16 protein-coding genes are annotated in these 14,555 nt (G+C 53.3%); 5 read left to right on the top strand and 11 right to left on the bottom strand.

Annotated features, from left to right (window positions below):
• Positions 1 to 111 precede the first annotated feature (111 nt).
• Positions 112 to 1,479: a serine endoprotease DegQ gene (gene degQ, locus J4728_RS12475; protein WP_064047576.1), complete on the top strand. Its 1,368-nt coding sequence runs from the start codon at positions 112 to 114 to the stop codon at positions 1,477 to 1,479.
• Between the two features lie 92 nt (positions 1,480 to 1,571).
• Positions 1,572 to 2,642: an outer membrane-stress sensor serine endopeptidase DegS gene (degS, locus tag J4728_RS12480; RefSeq protein ID WP_000497705.1), complete on the top strand. Its 1,071-nt coding sequence runs from the start codon at positions 1,572 to 1,574 to the stop codon at positions 2,640 to 2,642.
• A 33-nt stretch (positions 2,643 to 2,675) separates the two neighbouring features.
• Here the strand turns inward: degS and J4728_RS12485 are convergent, their stop codons facing one another.
• The 10 genes from J4728_RS12485 to mdh form a co-directional block, all read right to left on the bottom strand.
• Positions 2,676 to 3,407, bottom strand: coding sequence for a triphosphoribosyl-dephospho-CoA synthase (locus tag J4728_RS12485; protein WP_000602035.1), 732 nt, complete (start codon positions 3,405 to 3,407; stop codon positions 2,676 to 2,678).
• Positions 3,408 to 3,426: 19 nt separating this feature from the next.
• Complete coding sequence (locus tag J4728_RS12490; protein ID WP_001524662.1) at positions 3,427 to 4,728, bottom strand: oxalacetate decarboxylase subunit beta; 1,302 nt, start codon at positions 4,726 to 4,728, stop codon at positions 3,427 to 3,429.
• A gap of 12 nt (positions 4,729 to 4,740) precedes the next feature.
• Positions 4,741 to 6,516, bottom strand: a complete 1,776-nt coding sequence (gene oadA / locus J4728_RS12495; RefSeq protein WP_208211824.1) for a sodium-extruding oxaloacetate decarboxylase subunit alpha — start codon at positions 6,514 to 6,516, stop codon at positions 4,741 to 4,743.
• 15 nt (positions 6,517 to 6,531) lie between these two features.
• Positions 6,532 to 6,774 carry an oxaloacetate decarboxylase subunit gamma gene (locus J4728_RS12500; protein WP_000180120.1) on the bottom strand — a complete coding sequence of 81 codons (243 nt, stop codon included), beginning with the start codon at positions 6,772 to 6,774 and terminating at the stop codon, positions 6,532 to 6,534.
• Positions 6,775 to 6,930: 156 nt separating this feature from the next.
• Positions 6,931 to 7,548: a L(+)-tartrate dehydratase subunit beta gene (gene ttdB, locus J4728_RS12505; protein WP_000162405.1), complete on the bottom strand. Its 618-nt coding sequence runs from the start codon at positions 7,546 to 7,548 to the stop codon at positions 6,931 to 6,933.
• A complete protein-coding gene (gene ttdA, locus J4728_RS12510; RefSeq protein ID WP_208211825.1) occupies positions 7,548 to 8,447 on the bottom strand; it encodes a L(+)-tartrate dehydratase subunit alpha in 900 nt (299 codons plus the stop codon). The genes ttdB and ttdA overlap by 1 nt, the downstream gene beginning before the upstream one ends.
• Before the next feature lie 32 nt (positions 8,448 to 8,479).
• On the bottom strand, positions 8,480 to 9,748 hold the full coding sequence (locus J4728_RS12515) for an SLC13 family permease (RefSeq protein ID WP_000433390.1): 1,269 nt from the start codon (positions 9,746 to 9,748) through the stop codon (positions 8,480 to 8,482).
• A gap of 210 nt (positions 9,749 to 9,958) precedes the next feature.
• Positions 9,959 to 10,624, bottom strand: coding sequence for a GntR family transcriptional regulator (locus J4728_RS12520; RefSeq protein ID WP_001171581.1), 666 nt, complete (start codon positions 10,622 to 10,624; stop codon positions 9,959 to 9,961).
• Positions 10,611 to 11,240 carry a GntR family transcriptional regulator gene (locus J4728_RS12525; protein ID WP_000723776.1) on the bottom strand — a complete coding sequence of 210 codons (630 nt, stop codon included), beginning with the start codon at positions 11,238 to 11,240 and terminating at the stop codon, positions 10,611 to 10,613. The genes J4728_RS12520 and J4728_RS12525 overlap by 14 nt, the downstream gene beginning before the upstream one ends.
• Before the next feature lie 119 nt (positions 11,241 to 11,359).
• The gene (mdh, locus tag J4728_RS12530) at positions 11,360 to 12,298 is read right to left on the bottom strand and encodes a malate dehydrogenase (RefSeq protein WP_000861586.1); all 939 of its coding nucleotides are present in this window, start codon (positions 12,296 to 12,298) and stop codon (positions 11,360 to 11,362) included.
• 414 nt (positions 12,299 to 12,712) lie between these two features.
• Here mdh and argR point away from each other — a divergent pair, with 414 nt between their 5' ends.
• From argR to yhcN-B, 3 genes are all read left to right on the top strand, one after another.
• A complete protein-coding gene (gene argR, locus J4728_RS12535; protein WP_001257852.1) occupies positions 12,713 to 13,183 on the top strand; it encodes a transcriptional regulator ArgR in 471 nt (156 codons plus the stop codon).
• A gap of 365 nt (positions 13,184 to 13,548) precedes the next feature.
• Positions 13,549 to 13,812, top strand: coding sequence for a peroxide/acid stress response protein YhcN (gene yhcN, locus J4728_RS12540; RefSeq protein ID WP_000695695.1), 264 nt, complete (start codon positions 13,549 to 13,551; stop codon positions 13,810 to 13,812).
• 103 nt (positions 13,813 to 13,915) lie between these two features.
• Complete coding sequence (yhcN-B, locus tag J4728_RS12545) at positions 13,916 to 14,182, top strand: DUF1471 family stress response protein YhcN-B (protein WP_000853277.1); 267 nt, start codon at positions 13,916 to 13,918, stop codon at positions 14,180 to 14,182.
• 59 nt (positions 14,183 to 14,241) lie between these two features.
• Here the strand turns inward: yhcN-B and J4728_RS12550 are convergent, their stop codons facing one another.
• Positions 14,242 to 14,514, bottom strand: a complete 273-nt coding sequence (locus J4728_RS12550) for a hypothetical protein (RefSeq protein ID WP_001103887.1) — start codon at positions 14,512 to 14,514, stop codon at positions 14,242 to 14,244.
• Between the last annotated feature and the right edge of the window lie 41 nt (positions 14,515 to 14,555).

Raw genomic sequence — 14,555 nt, forward strand, 5'->3', positions numbered from 1 at the left:
TCTCTATCTTTCCTGTCCCAGCTATTATCATTGTTACCAGGCTGAAAATTCAATAACATCAATCTGTTTTGAATTGTCTATCCGTTCATTCAAGGTACGAGAGCAGCATCCATGAAAAAATACACCCAGCTGTTAAGTGCATTAGCGTTAAGTGTCGGATTAACTCTTTCGGCACCGTTTCCAGCCCTTGCATCGATACCAGGCCAGGTGCCAGGCCAGGCGACGCTGCCAAGCCTTGCCCCTATGCTGGAGAAAGTGCTGCCTGCTGTCGTCAGCGTAAAAGTCGAGGGAACCGCCACCCAGAGCCAAAAAGTGCCGGAGGAGTTTAAAAAATTCTTTGGCGAGGATCTGCCAGACCAGCCGTCCCAGCCGTTTGAAGGACTCGGTTCGGGGGTGATTATCGATGCCGCGAAAGGCTATGTATTAACCAATAATCATGTGATTAATCAGGCACAGAAGATCAGCATTCAACTGAATGACGGACGCGAATTCGACGCGAAGCTGATCGGCGGCGACGACCAGAGCGATATCGCTCTGTTACAAATTCAGAATCCCAGCAAGTTAACGCAAATTGCCATCGCCGATTCCGACAAACTCCGCGTCGGCGATTTCGCCGTGGCGGTCGGTAATCCGTTTGGCCTTGGGCAAACCGCCACCTCCGGGATTATTTCAGCGCTAGGACGCAGCGGGCTTAATCTGGAAGGGCTTGAGAACTTTATTCAAACCGATGCCTCTATTAACCGCGGCAACTCCGGCGGCGCGCTGCTTAACCTGAACGGCGAGCTGATCGGGATTAATACCGCGATCCTCGCGCCAGGGGGCGGGAGCATCGGCATTGGCTTTGCTATTCCTTCCAATATGGCGCAGACGCTGGCGCAGCAGTTGATTCAGTTCGGGGAAATCAAACGCGGATTGCTGGGAATTAAAGGCACTGAAATGACCGCTGATATCGCCAAGGCATTCAAACTGAACGTTCAGCGTGGCGCTTTTGTCAGCGAGGTTTTACCCAATTCAGGTTCGGCGAAGGCTGGAGTGAAATCCGGAGACGTGATTATCAGTCTTAACGGTAAGCCGCTGAATAGCTTTGCCGAACTGCGTTCACGTATCGCCACCACCGAACCGGGCACGAAAGTGAAACTGGGCCTGTTGCGCGATGGTAAGCCGCTGGAGGTGGAAGTCACGCTGGATTCCAATACCTCTTCTTCCGCCAGCGCCGAAATGATCGCCCCGGCGTTGCAAGGCGCGACGTTGAGCGACGGCCAGCTGAAAGACGGGACGAAAGGCGTTAAGGTTGATAGCGTCGAAAAAAGCAGTCCTGCCGCGCAGGCCGGTTTGCAAAAAGATGATGTTATCATCGGCGTTAATCGCGATCGCATCAGTTCTATCGCCGAAATGCGCAAAGTGATGGCGGCAAAACCGTCCATCATTGCTCTTCAGGTAGTACGCGGCAACGAGAATATTTATCTGTTGCTGCGCTAATCCTGTCTTAAACCGGGCATCAGCCTGCGATGTGATGTCCGGTTAACTCATGGTATGCTGCTGCCGTTCCCTTTTTTAACGACGCCTCCATCATGTTTGTGAAGCTCTTACGTTCGGTCGCAATAGGTTTAATTGTCGGCGCTATTCTGTTGGCCGTCATGCCTTCTTTGCGCAAAATTAATCCTATCGCCGTCCCGCAATTCGACAGTACCGATGAGACGCCAGCCAGTTATAATTTTGCGGTTCGCCGCGCCGCGCCTGCCGTCGTCAACGTCTATAACCGCAGTATGAACAGTACCGCGCATAATCAACTGGAGATCCGCACGCTGGGTTCCGGCGTGATCATGGATCAACGCGGTTATATTATTACCAACAAGCACGTGATTAACGATGCCGATCAGATTATCGTCGCGCTACAGGATGGCCGCGTCTTTGAAGCGCTACTGGTTGGCTCCGATTCGCTTACCGACCTGGCGGTGCTGAAGATCAACGCCACTGGCGGGCTGCCTACCATCCCGATTAATACAAAGCGTACACCGCATATTGGCGACGTCGTACTGGCTATCGGCAACCCATATAATCTGGGACAGACCATCACCCAGGGAATCATCAGCGCAACGGGTCGTATCGGCCTGAACCCGACAGGGCGACAGAATTTTCTCCAGACCGACGCCTCGATTAACCACGGTAATTCCGGCGGCGCGCTGGTCAACTCGTTAGGCGAACTGATGGGGATCAACACCCTCTCTTTTGATAAGAGTAACGATGGCGAAACACCGGAAGGCCTTGGTTTTGCGATTCCCTTCCAGCTAGCCACGAAAATTATGGATAAGCTTATCCGCGACGGTCGCGTGATTCGCGGCTATATCGGTATTGGCGGACGAGAAATCGCGCCGCTGCACGCGCAGCAGGGTAGCGGCATGGACCCGATTCAGGGCATTGTCGTTAATGAAGTGACGCCAAACGGCCCCGCCGCGCTTGCCGGTATTCAGGTTAATGATTTGATTATTTCGGTCAATAATAAACCCGCTGTGTCCGCGCTGGAGACGATGGATCAGGTGGCGGAAATCCGCCCGGGCTCCGTCATTCCGGTCGTGGTAATGCGGGATGATAAGCAGCTCACGTTCCAGGTGACGGTGCAGGAATACCCGGCGTCGAACTAAAACGACGCGGCTTTTGCCCGCGTCGTTCGACGACTAGTCAATAAAGACTGGCCCTGCCGGAAAATGCGCCAGGAAACTCGTGAAGATCAGCAGAGCGGGGAGACTTTTCTCCCCGACGGCTTCTTCACGCAGCGCCTTATCGAGTGCCAATAAGCCAGACTCGCCCCCTTCCCCCAGAATGCCGCCCATCCAGAGCAGTCGTTGCGCCTGTTGACGCGCATACTGCGATGCGCTTTTCCAGGCAACCAGATGCAGCAACGTTTGTAACAGCAGGATCCGAGACGCGTGACCATCGCGTTGTAATCGCCTGAATACGGGTAATGCAATACTACGTACCGTCGAGAAACCGCTCGCCGCCTCCCCCTCAATCGGCGATAAACCAACAGCCGCCTGTTTGACGAAATCGCATAACTGATTGTGTGTTAATGGCCGCTCGCCTGCGCTCATATACCCTGCGGCAAAACAGAGTAACCCGATACCCTGAGCCCAATCGGTTGATGGCAGAATCCCCTGCGGAACATTCGGTGCCGACGTCTGTGCGGCACAAAGCCCCTCGTCGTAACACTGTGCAAAACGTTGCTCATATATTGCTGAGTTGACGCCAGACCACGGCAGTAAATGCAGCGCTGGCTCAAGCTCAGTTATCTGATTCACCGTCTCAACAACATAACGCAAGATGGTTTCTCTGGATGGCATGGATGTACCTTGCCGAAACGCAACCATTTCACTCATTACTGTGTCCTCATTTTGCGGGAGCAGAATCACTGCTCCCGATTAGATTGGATTACATTGCCAGCACGTACTTCAGCATCACCCCGGCGGCTATCGCCGAGCCAATCACCCCGGCCACGTTCGGGCCCATCGCGTGCATCAGCAGGAAGTTCTGCGGGTCTGATGCCAGCCCCACTTTGTTCGATACGCGTGCCGCCATCGGCACTGCCGACACCCCCGCCGAACCGATAAGCGGGTTGATTTTGTTCTTACTGCACAGGTTCAGCAGCTTCGCCATCAGCACCCCGGCCGCCGTCCCGATACCGAACGCAACCACCCCCAGCAGCAGAATGCCCAGCGTCTGCGGTTGCAGGAACTTGTCCGCCACCAGCTTCGCGCCCACCGACAGCCCGAGGAAGATGGTGACGATGTTAATCAGCCCGTTCTGTACCGTGTCGCTCAGACGCTCCACCACGCCGCTTTCGCGCATCAGGTTGCCGAAGCAGAACATCCCCAGCAGCGGCGCGGCGTCCGGCAGCAGCAGGGCCACCAGCATGAGCAGCACCACCGGGAAGAGGATTTTTTCCCGCTTACTCACCGTGCGCAGCTGCACCATGCGGATTTTCCGCTCCGTCTCGCTGGTCAGCGCCTTCATAATCGGCGGCTGGATTAACGGCACCAGCGCCATATACGAGTACGCCGCCACCGCGATGGCCCCCAGCAGCTCCGGCGCCAGCTTGCCCGACAGGTAAATCGCCGTCGGGCCGTCCGCGCCGCCGATAATGCCGATGGCCGCCGCCTGCGGCAGGGTGAAGCTGATAAGGCCGAAGTAGTTCAGCGTCAGCGCCCCGAGCACCGTGGCGAAGATACCGAACTGCGCCGCCGCCCCCAGCAGCAGGGTGCGCGGGTTGGCCAGCAGCGGGCCGAAGTCGGTCATCGCGCCGACGCCCATAAAGATGACCAGCGGCGCGACGCCGGAACCAATCGCCACTTTGTAGAACAGCGCCAGTACGCCAGGCGTGTAGCCCATGTCCACCGCCAGATTTTCCATCTGGTTCTGGACGGAGGGCAGCGCCAGCGCTAACGCCTCTTTAATGGCATGCACGTCCGGCGCGCAGTTCAGCTTCGCGGCAATCACCGCCAGCTGCCCGGCGTCGTGGTGCGCCAGCAGGCTTTCCAGCGCGGTCAGCGCCATACCCGCTTCCGGGATGTTGGAGAGCAGCCCGCCGAAGCCAATTGGCAGCAGCAGTAACGGCTCGAACTTCTTCGCAATCGCCAGCCACAGCAGCAGCAGGCTCACCAGCAGCATGATGGCCTGGCCTGCGCCAAGGTGCATCAGCCCCATGCCCTGAAGCAGGGCGTTCAGACTTTCCATTTCAGTTCTCCGTTACGCCAGCGTCATCAGGGTGTCGCCCACGGAAACCGCGTCCCCGGACTTCACCGCGATACCGCGGACGGTGCCGGCCTGCGCGGCGCGGATTTCGGTTTCCATCTTCATGGCTTCCAGAATCAGCAGCACGTCGCCTTCGGCCACGCTCTGGCCCTCGGTGGCAATCACCTTCCAGATGTTGCCCGCCAGCGGCGCGGTGACCGGGGTGCCGGCGCCTGCCGGGGCAGCAGCCTGAACCGGTGCGGAAGAGGCCGCCGGAACAGCCGCAGTAAGCTGGCTGATATCGCCGCCGTCGCTGACCTTCACCACAAAGGCCTTGCCTTCCACTTCCACGGTGTAGATACCGGAAGCGGCAGGCTTCTCTGCTTTTGCCACCGGCTGCGCGGCTTCCGCCTGCGGCACCGGCTCAAACGCCGCCGGGTTGTGGCGGTTTTCGAGGAATTTGAGGCCGATTTGCGGGAACAGCGCCACGGTGAGCACGTCGTCAATGGCGTTTCCCGCAAGCTGAATGCCCTTCTCCTGCGCCTGGCGCCTGACGTCGGCTTCCAGTTCAGCCAGTTCCGGTTTGAGCAAATCCGCCGGACGGCAGGTCACCGGGGCAGCCCCTTCCAGCACGCGGGCCTGCAGTGCCGCGTTCACCGGCACCGGGGTGTGGCCGTATTCCCCTTTCAGAATGCCCGCCGTTTCTTTGGCGATGGTTTTGTAGCGCTCGCCGGTCAGGACGTTGAGCACCGCCTGGGTGCCGACAATCTGTGAGGTGGGGGTCACCAGCGGGATAAAGCCGAGGTCCTCGCGCACGCGGGGGATTTCCGCCAGCACCTGGTCCAGCCTGTCCGCCGCGTTCTGCTGCTTCAGCTGGCTTTCGAGGTTGGTCAGCATTCCGCCCGGTACCTGGGCCACCAGAATACGGCTGTCATAGCCCTTCAGCTGGCCTTCAAAGGCGTGATACTTTTTGCGCACCTCGCGGAAGTAGGCGGCGATGTTTTCCAGCTTCAGGATATCCAGCCCGGTGTCATATTTTGTGCCGGCGAGCGTGGCAACCAGCGCTTCGGTGGCCGGGTGGCCGTAGGTGGCGCTCATGGAGGAAATCGCCGTGTCGACGCCGTCGACGCCCGCTTCAATGGCCTTCAGCAGGGCCATCTCCGCCATCCCGGTGGTGGCATGACAGTGCAGATGCAGGCGCACCTCAAAACGTTTTTTGATTTCGCTGACCAGCTCATACGCCGCCATCGGTGTAAGAATGCCGGACATATCCTTGATGGCAATCGAGTCAACGCCGGTTTCCAGCAGTTGCTCTGTTAAATCCAGCCAGGTCTGCAGCGTGTGTGCCGGGCTGGTGGTATAGCTCAGCGTGCCCTGGGCGTGCGCGCCGTGGCTGCGCACCGCCTGCAGGGCGGCTTTCATATTGCGCGGGTCGTTCATGGCATCGAAGACGCGGAACACGTCCATGCCGTTTTTCACCGCCCGCTCAACGAAGCGTTCCACCACATCATCGGCGTAGTGGCGGTAGCCGAGCAGGTTCTGGCCACGCAGCAGCATCTGCAACGGGGTTCTGGGCATGGCTTTTTTCAGTTCGCGCAGGCGCAGCCACGGGTCTTCGCCGAGGAAACGGATGCAGGCGTCAAAGGTGGCGCCGCCCCAGCACTCCAGCGCCCCGTAGCCCACGTCGTCGAGCGCGGCGGCAATCGGCAGCATATCGTCAAGGCGCAGACGGGTGGCGAAAAGGGACTGGTGGGCGTCACGCAGGACGACGTCGGTAATGGCAATGGTCATGGATCCCTCCGGGAATTAAGCGTTAAGGCGGTGATGGTGAATGGCGGCGGCAATCACCGGCTTTAAGCGGGTGAAGTCGTCCACGGCGGGAACGGCGCGCGGTGCGGGCGCGGCGACGGGTTCCGGGAAGAAGCGAGTAATCACGGCAGACATGCCGCGGATGGCGAAAATCAGCAGGAACAGAAACGCCAGCACGAACCCCATGCCGAGGAACATCAGGGTGAAGCCTTCACCTAATAGCAGAGCTGCATTAGTCATAAAATAGCCTTCAGGCAGGAGGCACGATAATGGGGCTATTTATGACGATGAAATAATAAGGGTGGATTTCCCTGAGCCGCCCCCGGCCAGAGCCCTTGGTTATTATTATCGTCATAACGTATTACCACCATTATCGTGCAATTTACGTAATCAGGTTTATTTGATAAAACTTACGTTCTGGCATATTTCATCAGCGACGATCTCTTTACGCTGATTAAAAATAATTTTGTTCTGTTCAAACAGATTATTCCCATGGGTATCAATAGAAACAATCAGCGGGCCAAACTCTTTAACCCGACAGACCCACAGCGTTTCCGGCATCCCCAGATCGCGCCATTGGGCATCTTCAATTTCTTCCACGCACACGGCGGCTACAACCGCACAACCGGCAGGGAATACGCAGTGCAGCGCTTTGTGTTCAGCACAGCCCTCTTCGGTACCTTTACCCATACCGCCTTTACCCACAATTAATTTCACGCCAGTCTGCGCAATAAACTCTTTTTCGAATTTCTCCATACGCATGCTGGTGGTTGGGCCAACGGAGACCATTTCAAACTTATCGTCTTCGCCTTTAATTGGGCGGACAATTGGGCCAGCGTGTAAAATAGCGCCGCCGCGAACATCTACCGGAAGTTCGCGACCACCTTCAATTAAACGGCGATGGGCTACGTCACGGCAGGTAACAATATGACCGTTGAGATAAATAATATCGCCAGCCTTAATATCCGCTAAATCTTCATCTTTAATTGGCGTAGTCAGGATTTTTTTAGTCATCAGAAATTCACTCCGCTGTGAGACGTAATGGTGTAATTCAAATCTTTATCGAAAACGATGTGCCCTTTACGGTGCGACCAGCAGCCGACGTTTACCGCTACGCCGATGGTAGAAGGATGACGCGCGGTGTTTTCAATGTTCACGCCCATAACGGAGGTATTACCGGACATCCCCTGCGGCCCCAGGCCAATTTTGTTAATGCCGTCTTCCAGCATTTTTTCCAGCGAGGCTGCACGCTCATTCTCGTTATGCGAACCGATCGGACGCATCAGCGCTTTTTTCGATAGCAGTGCCGCCGTTTCAACAGAGGTCGCTACGCCCACGCCAACCAGCAGCGGCGGACAAGCGTTGAGGCCGTAGCTGGTCATCACATCCAGTACAAAGCGGGTCACACCTTCATAGCCTGCACCCGGCATCAGCACCATCGCTTTCCCCGGCAGAGAACAACCACCGCCCGCCATATAGGTATAAATGCTGCACTGATCGGAATTGGGAACGATCTCCCAGAAGACCGTCGGCGTACCTTTACCCACGTTTTTACCGGTGTTGTATTCATCAAAAGTTTCTACGCTGTTGTGGCGCAGCGGAGAATCTACAGTTGCTTTGATCACCGCCTCACGCAACAACGCTTCCAGCTCGCCAATCAGCGGAAAGTTCGTCCCGCACTCCACCAGAAACTGAATGACACCGGTGTCCTGGCAGGAAGGTCGATCCAGCTCTTTCGCCAGACGCTGGTTCTCAATCATGGTAGTAAAGATGACGTCGGCCAGTTTACTGGTCTCTTTCTTATGCAAATCTTCCAGTTTTGCAGTGACATCATCAGGCAAAACTTTGCCGGTATATCCCACAAACCTGGCCATAACGTCGGTCATATGGGATATCTGTTCACTTTTGCTCATAAATGCTCCTTAGTCAGAACAGCTTCCGTTAATTACGGATGAAAAGGGAAAAGGATTGGCAGCAGGATCAAGCTGACAATGGTTGAAACGATAATCAGGGGGATACCGGCCTTAGCGTAGTCGACAAATTTATAGCCACCCGCGGAGAGCACCATCATGTTGGCAGGCATACCGATAGGGGTTGCGTAGGCGCAGGAACCGCCAATGACCGTCGCCATCAGAACCGCACGCGGGTCGGCCCCCATGCCTGCGGCAATGGACAAACTCACCGGCACCAATAGCGCTGTCGTTGCGGTATTGGACATAAAGTTGGTCATCACAACGGATAAGGCGAAAACGGCGATCAGCAACATGAACGGTGAGGAGTTTTGCCCCAGCATGCCGATTACATAGTCCGCAACCAGCTTACCTGCCCCGGTCATTTCCAGCGCTTTTGCCAGCGCCAGGGTGCCGCCAAAGATAAAAATAGTCTGTGAATCAATGGCTTTATAGGCCTGTTTTTCCGTGAGTACGCCGCTTACGACCAGCACAAGAGCGCCAATACAACCGGTCACGGCCAGGCTGACACCGATCTTCTTCTCAAAGATCATGCCGAGGATCGTTGCGATCAACACCACCAGTGAGAGCCGTTGTTTCCACTGTGGAACATGGCTGTAGTCACGTTGCTCCCCGACGCTCCCCACCTCACCGCCGGTCGCATTATTCGGCAGAAAGCGATAGCCAATAGTCAGGAAGTAGAGAATGCCGCAGATGAGCATCGGGAGACCGATTTTTGCGTATTCAAAAAAGCCAAAGCCGCCGCCAATATTCTGTAGCGCAGACTGCGCGATAAGATTTCCCGGCGCGCCAATTAACGACAGGTTACCGCCCAACGCAGCGGCGAAAACCAGCGGCATCAGTAGACGAGAACGCGAGAAGCCCGATTTTGCCGCCACGCCGATCACCACCGGAATCAAAACCGCAGCGGTACCGGTGTTAGAGAGGACGCCAGACATCAAACCCACCACCACCATAATGGTGAAGATCAGCTGTTTTTCTGTTTTCGCGAAGCGCGTGATGACGCCGCCCACTTTGTTTGCCATACCGGTCTCGAACAACGCACCGCCCACGATGAACATCGCGACAAAGAGGATAACGTTAGTGTCGATAAAGCCAGCAAAGGCCTGTTTGATATTCAGAACGCCGGTGATCACTAAGGCCACGCAGACAATCATGGAAGTGACGGCAAGTGGCACTTTTTCCCATACAAACATGACGATAGCGAACACCAATAAACATAAGGTAAGGGTAATGGGTTCCATATTTATAATTATCCAATCAATGATATATGATATTGTATCCAATGTTGACAGGGAGAAATTATTCCCATACAAAAACTAAGTCAAATCGTTTCTCAGGAAAGATGCAGGAGTGGGATCTACATCAAGATCGTGGTTAGATCGTTACTGGACGTGATTAATAGAATTGAAGAATTGGTTGAAGCGCCTGCGATGCTCACGCAGGCGAAAAGATCAGGCAGAAGGGTCACCAACATAGCGGGTCAGCATATTCTCCATTGAGCGAATAATGTGTTCGCGCATGCGCTGGCGTGCCAATGTTTCATCATGAAGTTCAAGAGCTTGCAGAATACTTTTATGTTCCTGAATGGAAATCACGGCATACTCTTCTTCGGTGACCTTATGACCCATCGACAGGCCGTTCCACATATTACAGAGCAACATTTTCATTTTTTCGTTGCCAGCAACATTCCATATTTCCATATGAAATGCCTGATTCAGGTCGGAGTATTCCGCCGAGTTATTTTCCGCGAGAGCCTTTTCAGCGGCATAATGCACCTGGGCTATCCGCGAGATATCGGTGCCAGGACGAGAAGCTTTAGCCACCGCCTCACTTTCTAACAGCGCGCGAATTTCATAGTGTTCACGGATCGTTTGTTCATTGATGCCCAACACCACCGCCCCTTTATTAGGGCGCACTTTTATCAGCCCATCCGCCGCCAGAATCTGAAACGCCTCGCGCACTGGCATACTGGACACGCCGACCATTCCGGCAATGCCTTCTAACGTAATCTCCTGCCCTTCCACTAACTCCCTCGAAAGAATCGCTTTACGCAGCACCGCCGCGACCTGTTCTTTCGCTGAAAGAAGCTTAATCTTCCCTAACTTAGGCTTCTGCACTTTCCCAATCCTTCATATGTTGACGCATTATTTCTGCTAAAGAGAGGAAATAACGCTGCATAACTTGCCCAATCTCATCACGCCGCCCCTGGCGTATGACGTCAGCCAGTTCAGCGAAAAGCTGCGCCGACTCCTGATTATCTTTTTTCAGATGCAAAATAACATAAGAGACATAACCGTCCAGGAACTGCTGATACACCTTTTCCAGATAGCGGTTATTCACATAAGAAATCAGCATCGCATGACACTCCAGTTCGCAGGATTTGTCTTCTGCGACAGCCAGCGCTTGCGCACGTATCAGGAGGGCATCGCCTACTTCGCTGGGTATCAGCGAAAACATTTCGGCGGCCATCGCGGCAATCACGCGAAAAATATGACTCACGCGATCGGCCTCAAGATGCGCGACCTGCATGTGCCTGTTGGGCAGTCGGATTAAAAAACCTTCCTGTTCGAGTGACTGTAGCGCTTCTCGAACCGGCATTCGTGAAAGACCAAGCTGCTCCGCAATACTTTCCTGCGCGAGTTCTTCTCCCGCTTTTATATTGCCGGAAAGAATTTCATAGCGAAGCATTTGCGTAATGTGATCGCGGGTTTGCGTTCTTTGGATCTTTTTCACGACGTTCTCGTTAATAACCGATAAGACGTGAGGAGTTTAGCAGATTTAGTACTTGATTTCGTGGCTTGTTTACAGTCAAAGAAGCCGGAGCAAAAGCCCCGGCATCGGGCAGGAACAGCTTATTTATTAATAAAATCTTCACCCAACTGAATATCTTTTTTCAGCGTATCCAGCATAGCGTCCAGCGAATGTTGCTCGAAAGCGCTCAGTGTGCCGATGGATTTACGCTCTTCTACGCCGTTTTTACCCAGCAGCAGCGGCTGAGAGAAGAAACGGGCATACTGACCGTCGCCTTCCACATAGGCGCATTCCACCACGCCCTTCTCGCCCTGCAGAGCGCGAACCAGAGAAAGACCGAAACGCGCGGCAGCCTGGCCCATAGAGAGGGTTGCCGATCCGCCGCCGGCTTTCGCCTCGACGACTTCAGTACCGGCGTTCTGAATACGTTTAGTCAGCTCGGCCGCTTCTTGTTCGGTAAAACTTACGCCTGGAATCTGCGACAGCAGCGGCAGAATCGTCACGCCGGAGTGTCCGCCAATCACCGGAACTTCAACTTCCGTTGGCAGCTTACCTTTCAGCTCTGCGACAAAGGTATTAGAGCGGATGATATCCAGCGTGGTAACGCCAAACAGTTTGTTTTTGTCGTATACGCCTGCTTTTTTCAGCACTTCCGCCGCAATCGCAACGGTGGTGTTCACCGGGTTGGTGATAATGCCCACGCACGCTTTCGGGCAGGTTTTAGCGATCTGCTGCACCAGGTTTTTCACGATGCCAGCGTTAACGTTAAACAGGTCGGAACGGTCCATACCCGGCTTACGCGCCACACCCGCAGAAATCAGTACTACGTCAGCGCCTTCAAGCGCCGGGGTTGCGTCTTCACCGGAGAAACCTTTGATTTTTACAGCGGTGGGGATGTGGCTCAAATCAACGGCCACACCGGGAGTCACTGGAGCGATGTCGTACAGGGAGAGTTCTGAACCTGAAGGCAGTTGGTTTTTTAAAAGTAATGCCAGCGCCTGACCGATACCACCAGCAGCGCCGAGGACTGCGACTTTCATCCTAAACTCCTTATTATATGATTAGCTAAGTGTCTATTGCTCCGCGGCGGCGACCTTAATTCACAAATTCAATGATTACAATCCTCACTCATCAAGAATGCGGAGTCGCGCAATTTTGGCTTTTATGCATTTAATTTGCGTAATCCGGATCGACTGCAACCAGAGAGCAACGTTCCTACAGGTGGTGACAATATACCCTACTATCCTCTCAAAACAACATCATTTTGATAACAATTAATTTACTTTTAATCTTATTTGCGAGGCGTGACACAGGCATGTTTCTTGATAACGAAATTTGATAAAATTCCGCTCTTTCATAACATTATTTCAGCCTTAAACAAGGCAGACTGTTTGCATAAAAATTCATCTGTATGCACAATAATGTTGTTTCTACTGCCATATTACGGGTGACTTATGCGAAGCTCGGCTAAACAAGAAGAACTAGTAAGAGCGTTTAAAGCGCTCCTCAAAGAAGAAAAATTCAGCTCACAGGGCGAAATCGTCCTCGCGTTGCAGGATCAGGGCTTTGAAAATATCAATCAGTCCAAGGTCTCGCGCATGTTGACTAAGTTCGGCGCAGTGCGTACACGTAACGCAAAAATGGAAATGGTGTACTGTCTTCCGGCTGAACTGGGCGTCCCAACAACATCCAGTCCGTTGAAAAATCTGGTGCTGGATATCGACTATAACGACGCTGTCGTGGTGATTCATACCAGCCCCGGCGCGGCACAACTCATCGCGCGCCTGCTGGATTCACTGGGGAAAGCAGAAGGTATTCTCGGTACGATTGCCGGCGACGATACTATCTTCACTACGCCTGCCAGCGGCTTTTCCGTAAGAGATCTGTACGAAGCCATTCTGGAACTTTTTGAACAAGAGCTTTAGTCCCACTTCCTCCGTCGTCGTACGGCGGAGGCATCTTTTTGTCCTCTCCCCCTCGCCGCTTTCCTGTACGGCTATCATTTGGCAAATCATGCCCTTAAACATTCACCACATGAATGACAAATCAAAAAAACGCACAAAATGTCAAATTTTTTAACCGATTGATTTTCTTTTATTTTTTAAATAACAGCGGCGAAAAACAGCAATTTTAATTCCATAACGTTATAAAAAATAAAATTTTTAATGTCTTTAAAAAGCAGAAACAATTAGCGTGGTATTAATTAATCGCGTGATTAGTGTATACTTAATTTTGTGATGAGGGTCACGAAACAAAGACCCCAGTAAAGGAATTCGACGAGGTAAAAATCATGAAAATCAAAACCACTGTTGCAACATTAAGTGTTCTGTCCGTTCTCTCTTTTGGCGCTTTCGCCGCAGAACCTATCAGCGCAGAGCAAGCGCAAAATCGTGAAGCAATCGGATCGGTTTCAGTCAGCGCTATCGGCTCATCGCCTATGGATATGAACGCCATGCTGAGCAAAAAAGCGGATGAACAAGGCGCTACGGCCTACCACATTACCGAAGCGCGTAGCGGCAGCAACTGGCACGCCACTGCCGAACTGTACAAATAAAATTCACCTGCCATCGCATATAACGTGTCATTGCTTCGCGGAGATATCGCATAAGAAAAGCCCATTAATCCGCGAGGTTGACCCTATAAAGGAATAAAAGACCATGAAAACGAAATACATTATCGCATCACTCGGCCTGGCCACTCTGCTCTCTTTCGGCGCAAATGCCGCAGTACATCAGGTCAACGCGGAACAGGCGCAGAATCTGCAACCGATGGGCACCATTTCCGTCTCGCAGATTGGTAGTACGCCAATGGATATGCGCCAGGAGATCGTCGCTAAAGCCGAAAAAGCAGGCGCTAATAGCTATCGCATCATCGAATTAAAAGAAGGTGATAACTGGCACGCCACCGCCGAGTTGTATAAGTAAACCCTCGTCGTCTAACCCGACGACTTGCCCCCGCCTGCCGGGGGCTTTTTTATGCTTTTTCAATGCCGGACATTAAACCGTAGCCGCCCCTCCAGCTCTTCTTCCGCTTCATCAAAGAGTAAAATCAGCGCCCCGTAGCGCCTGCGCAGTTTATCAGGCAGGTGAACGAACTCAATCTCTAGCGGTAGAGGTAAGATATCGCTCATTACCGCATCCCATAATGTATCAAGATCGCTTACTTTCTCACTGGCAAGACCAAACGTCTGCGTAAACTCGCGATAAAAATCGCTTTGGTTTTTAATATCATTAAAATCAAAAGTATAGACATTCATAGCCAGCCACCATCCCCGACAGACAATTGTCTGTTTTACTA

The sequence above is a fragment of the Salmonella sp. 32070601201500089SM genome (assembly GCF_017573605.1).
Taxonomy (GTDB): Bacteria; Pseudomonadota; Gammaproteobacteria; order Enterobacterales; family Enterobacteriaceae; genus Salmonella; species Salmonella enterica.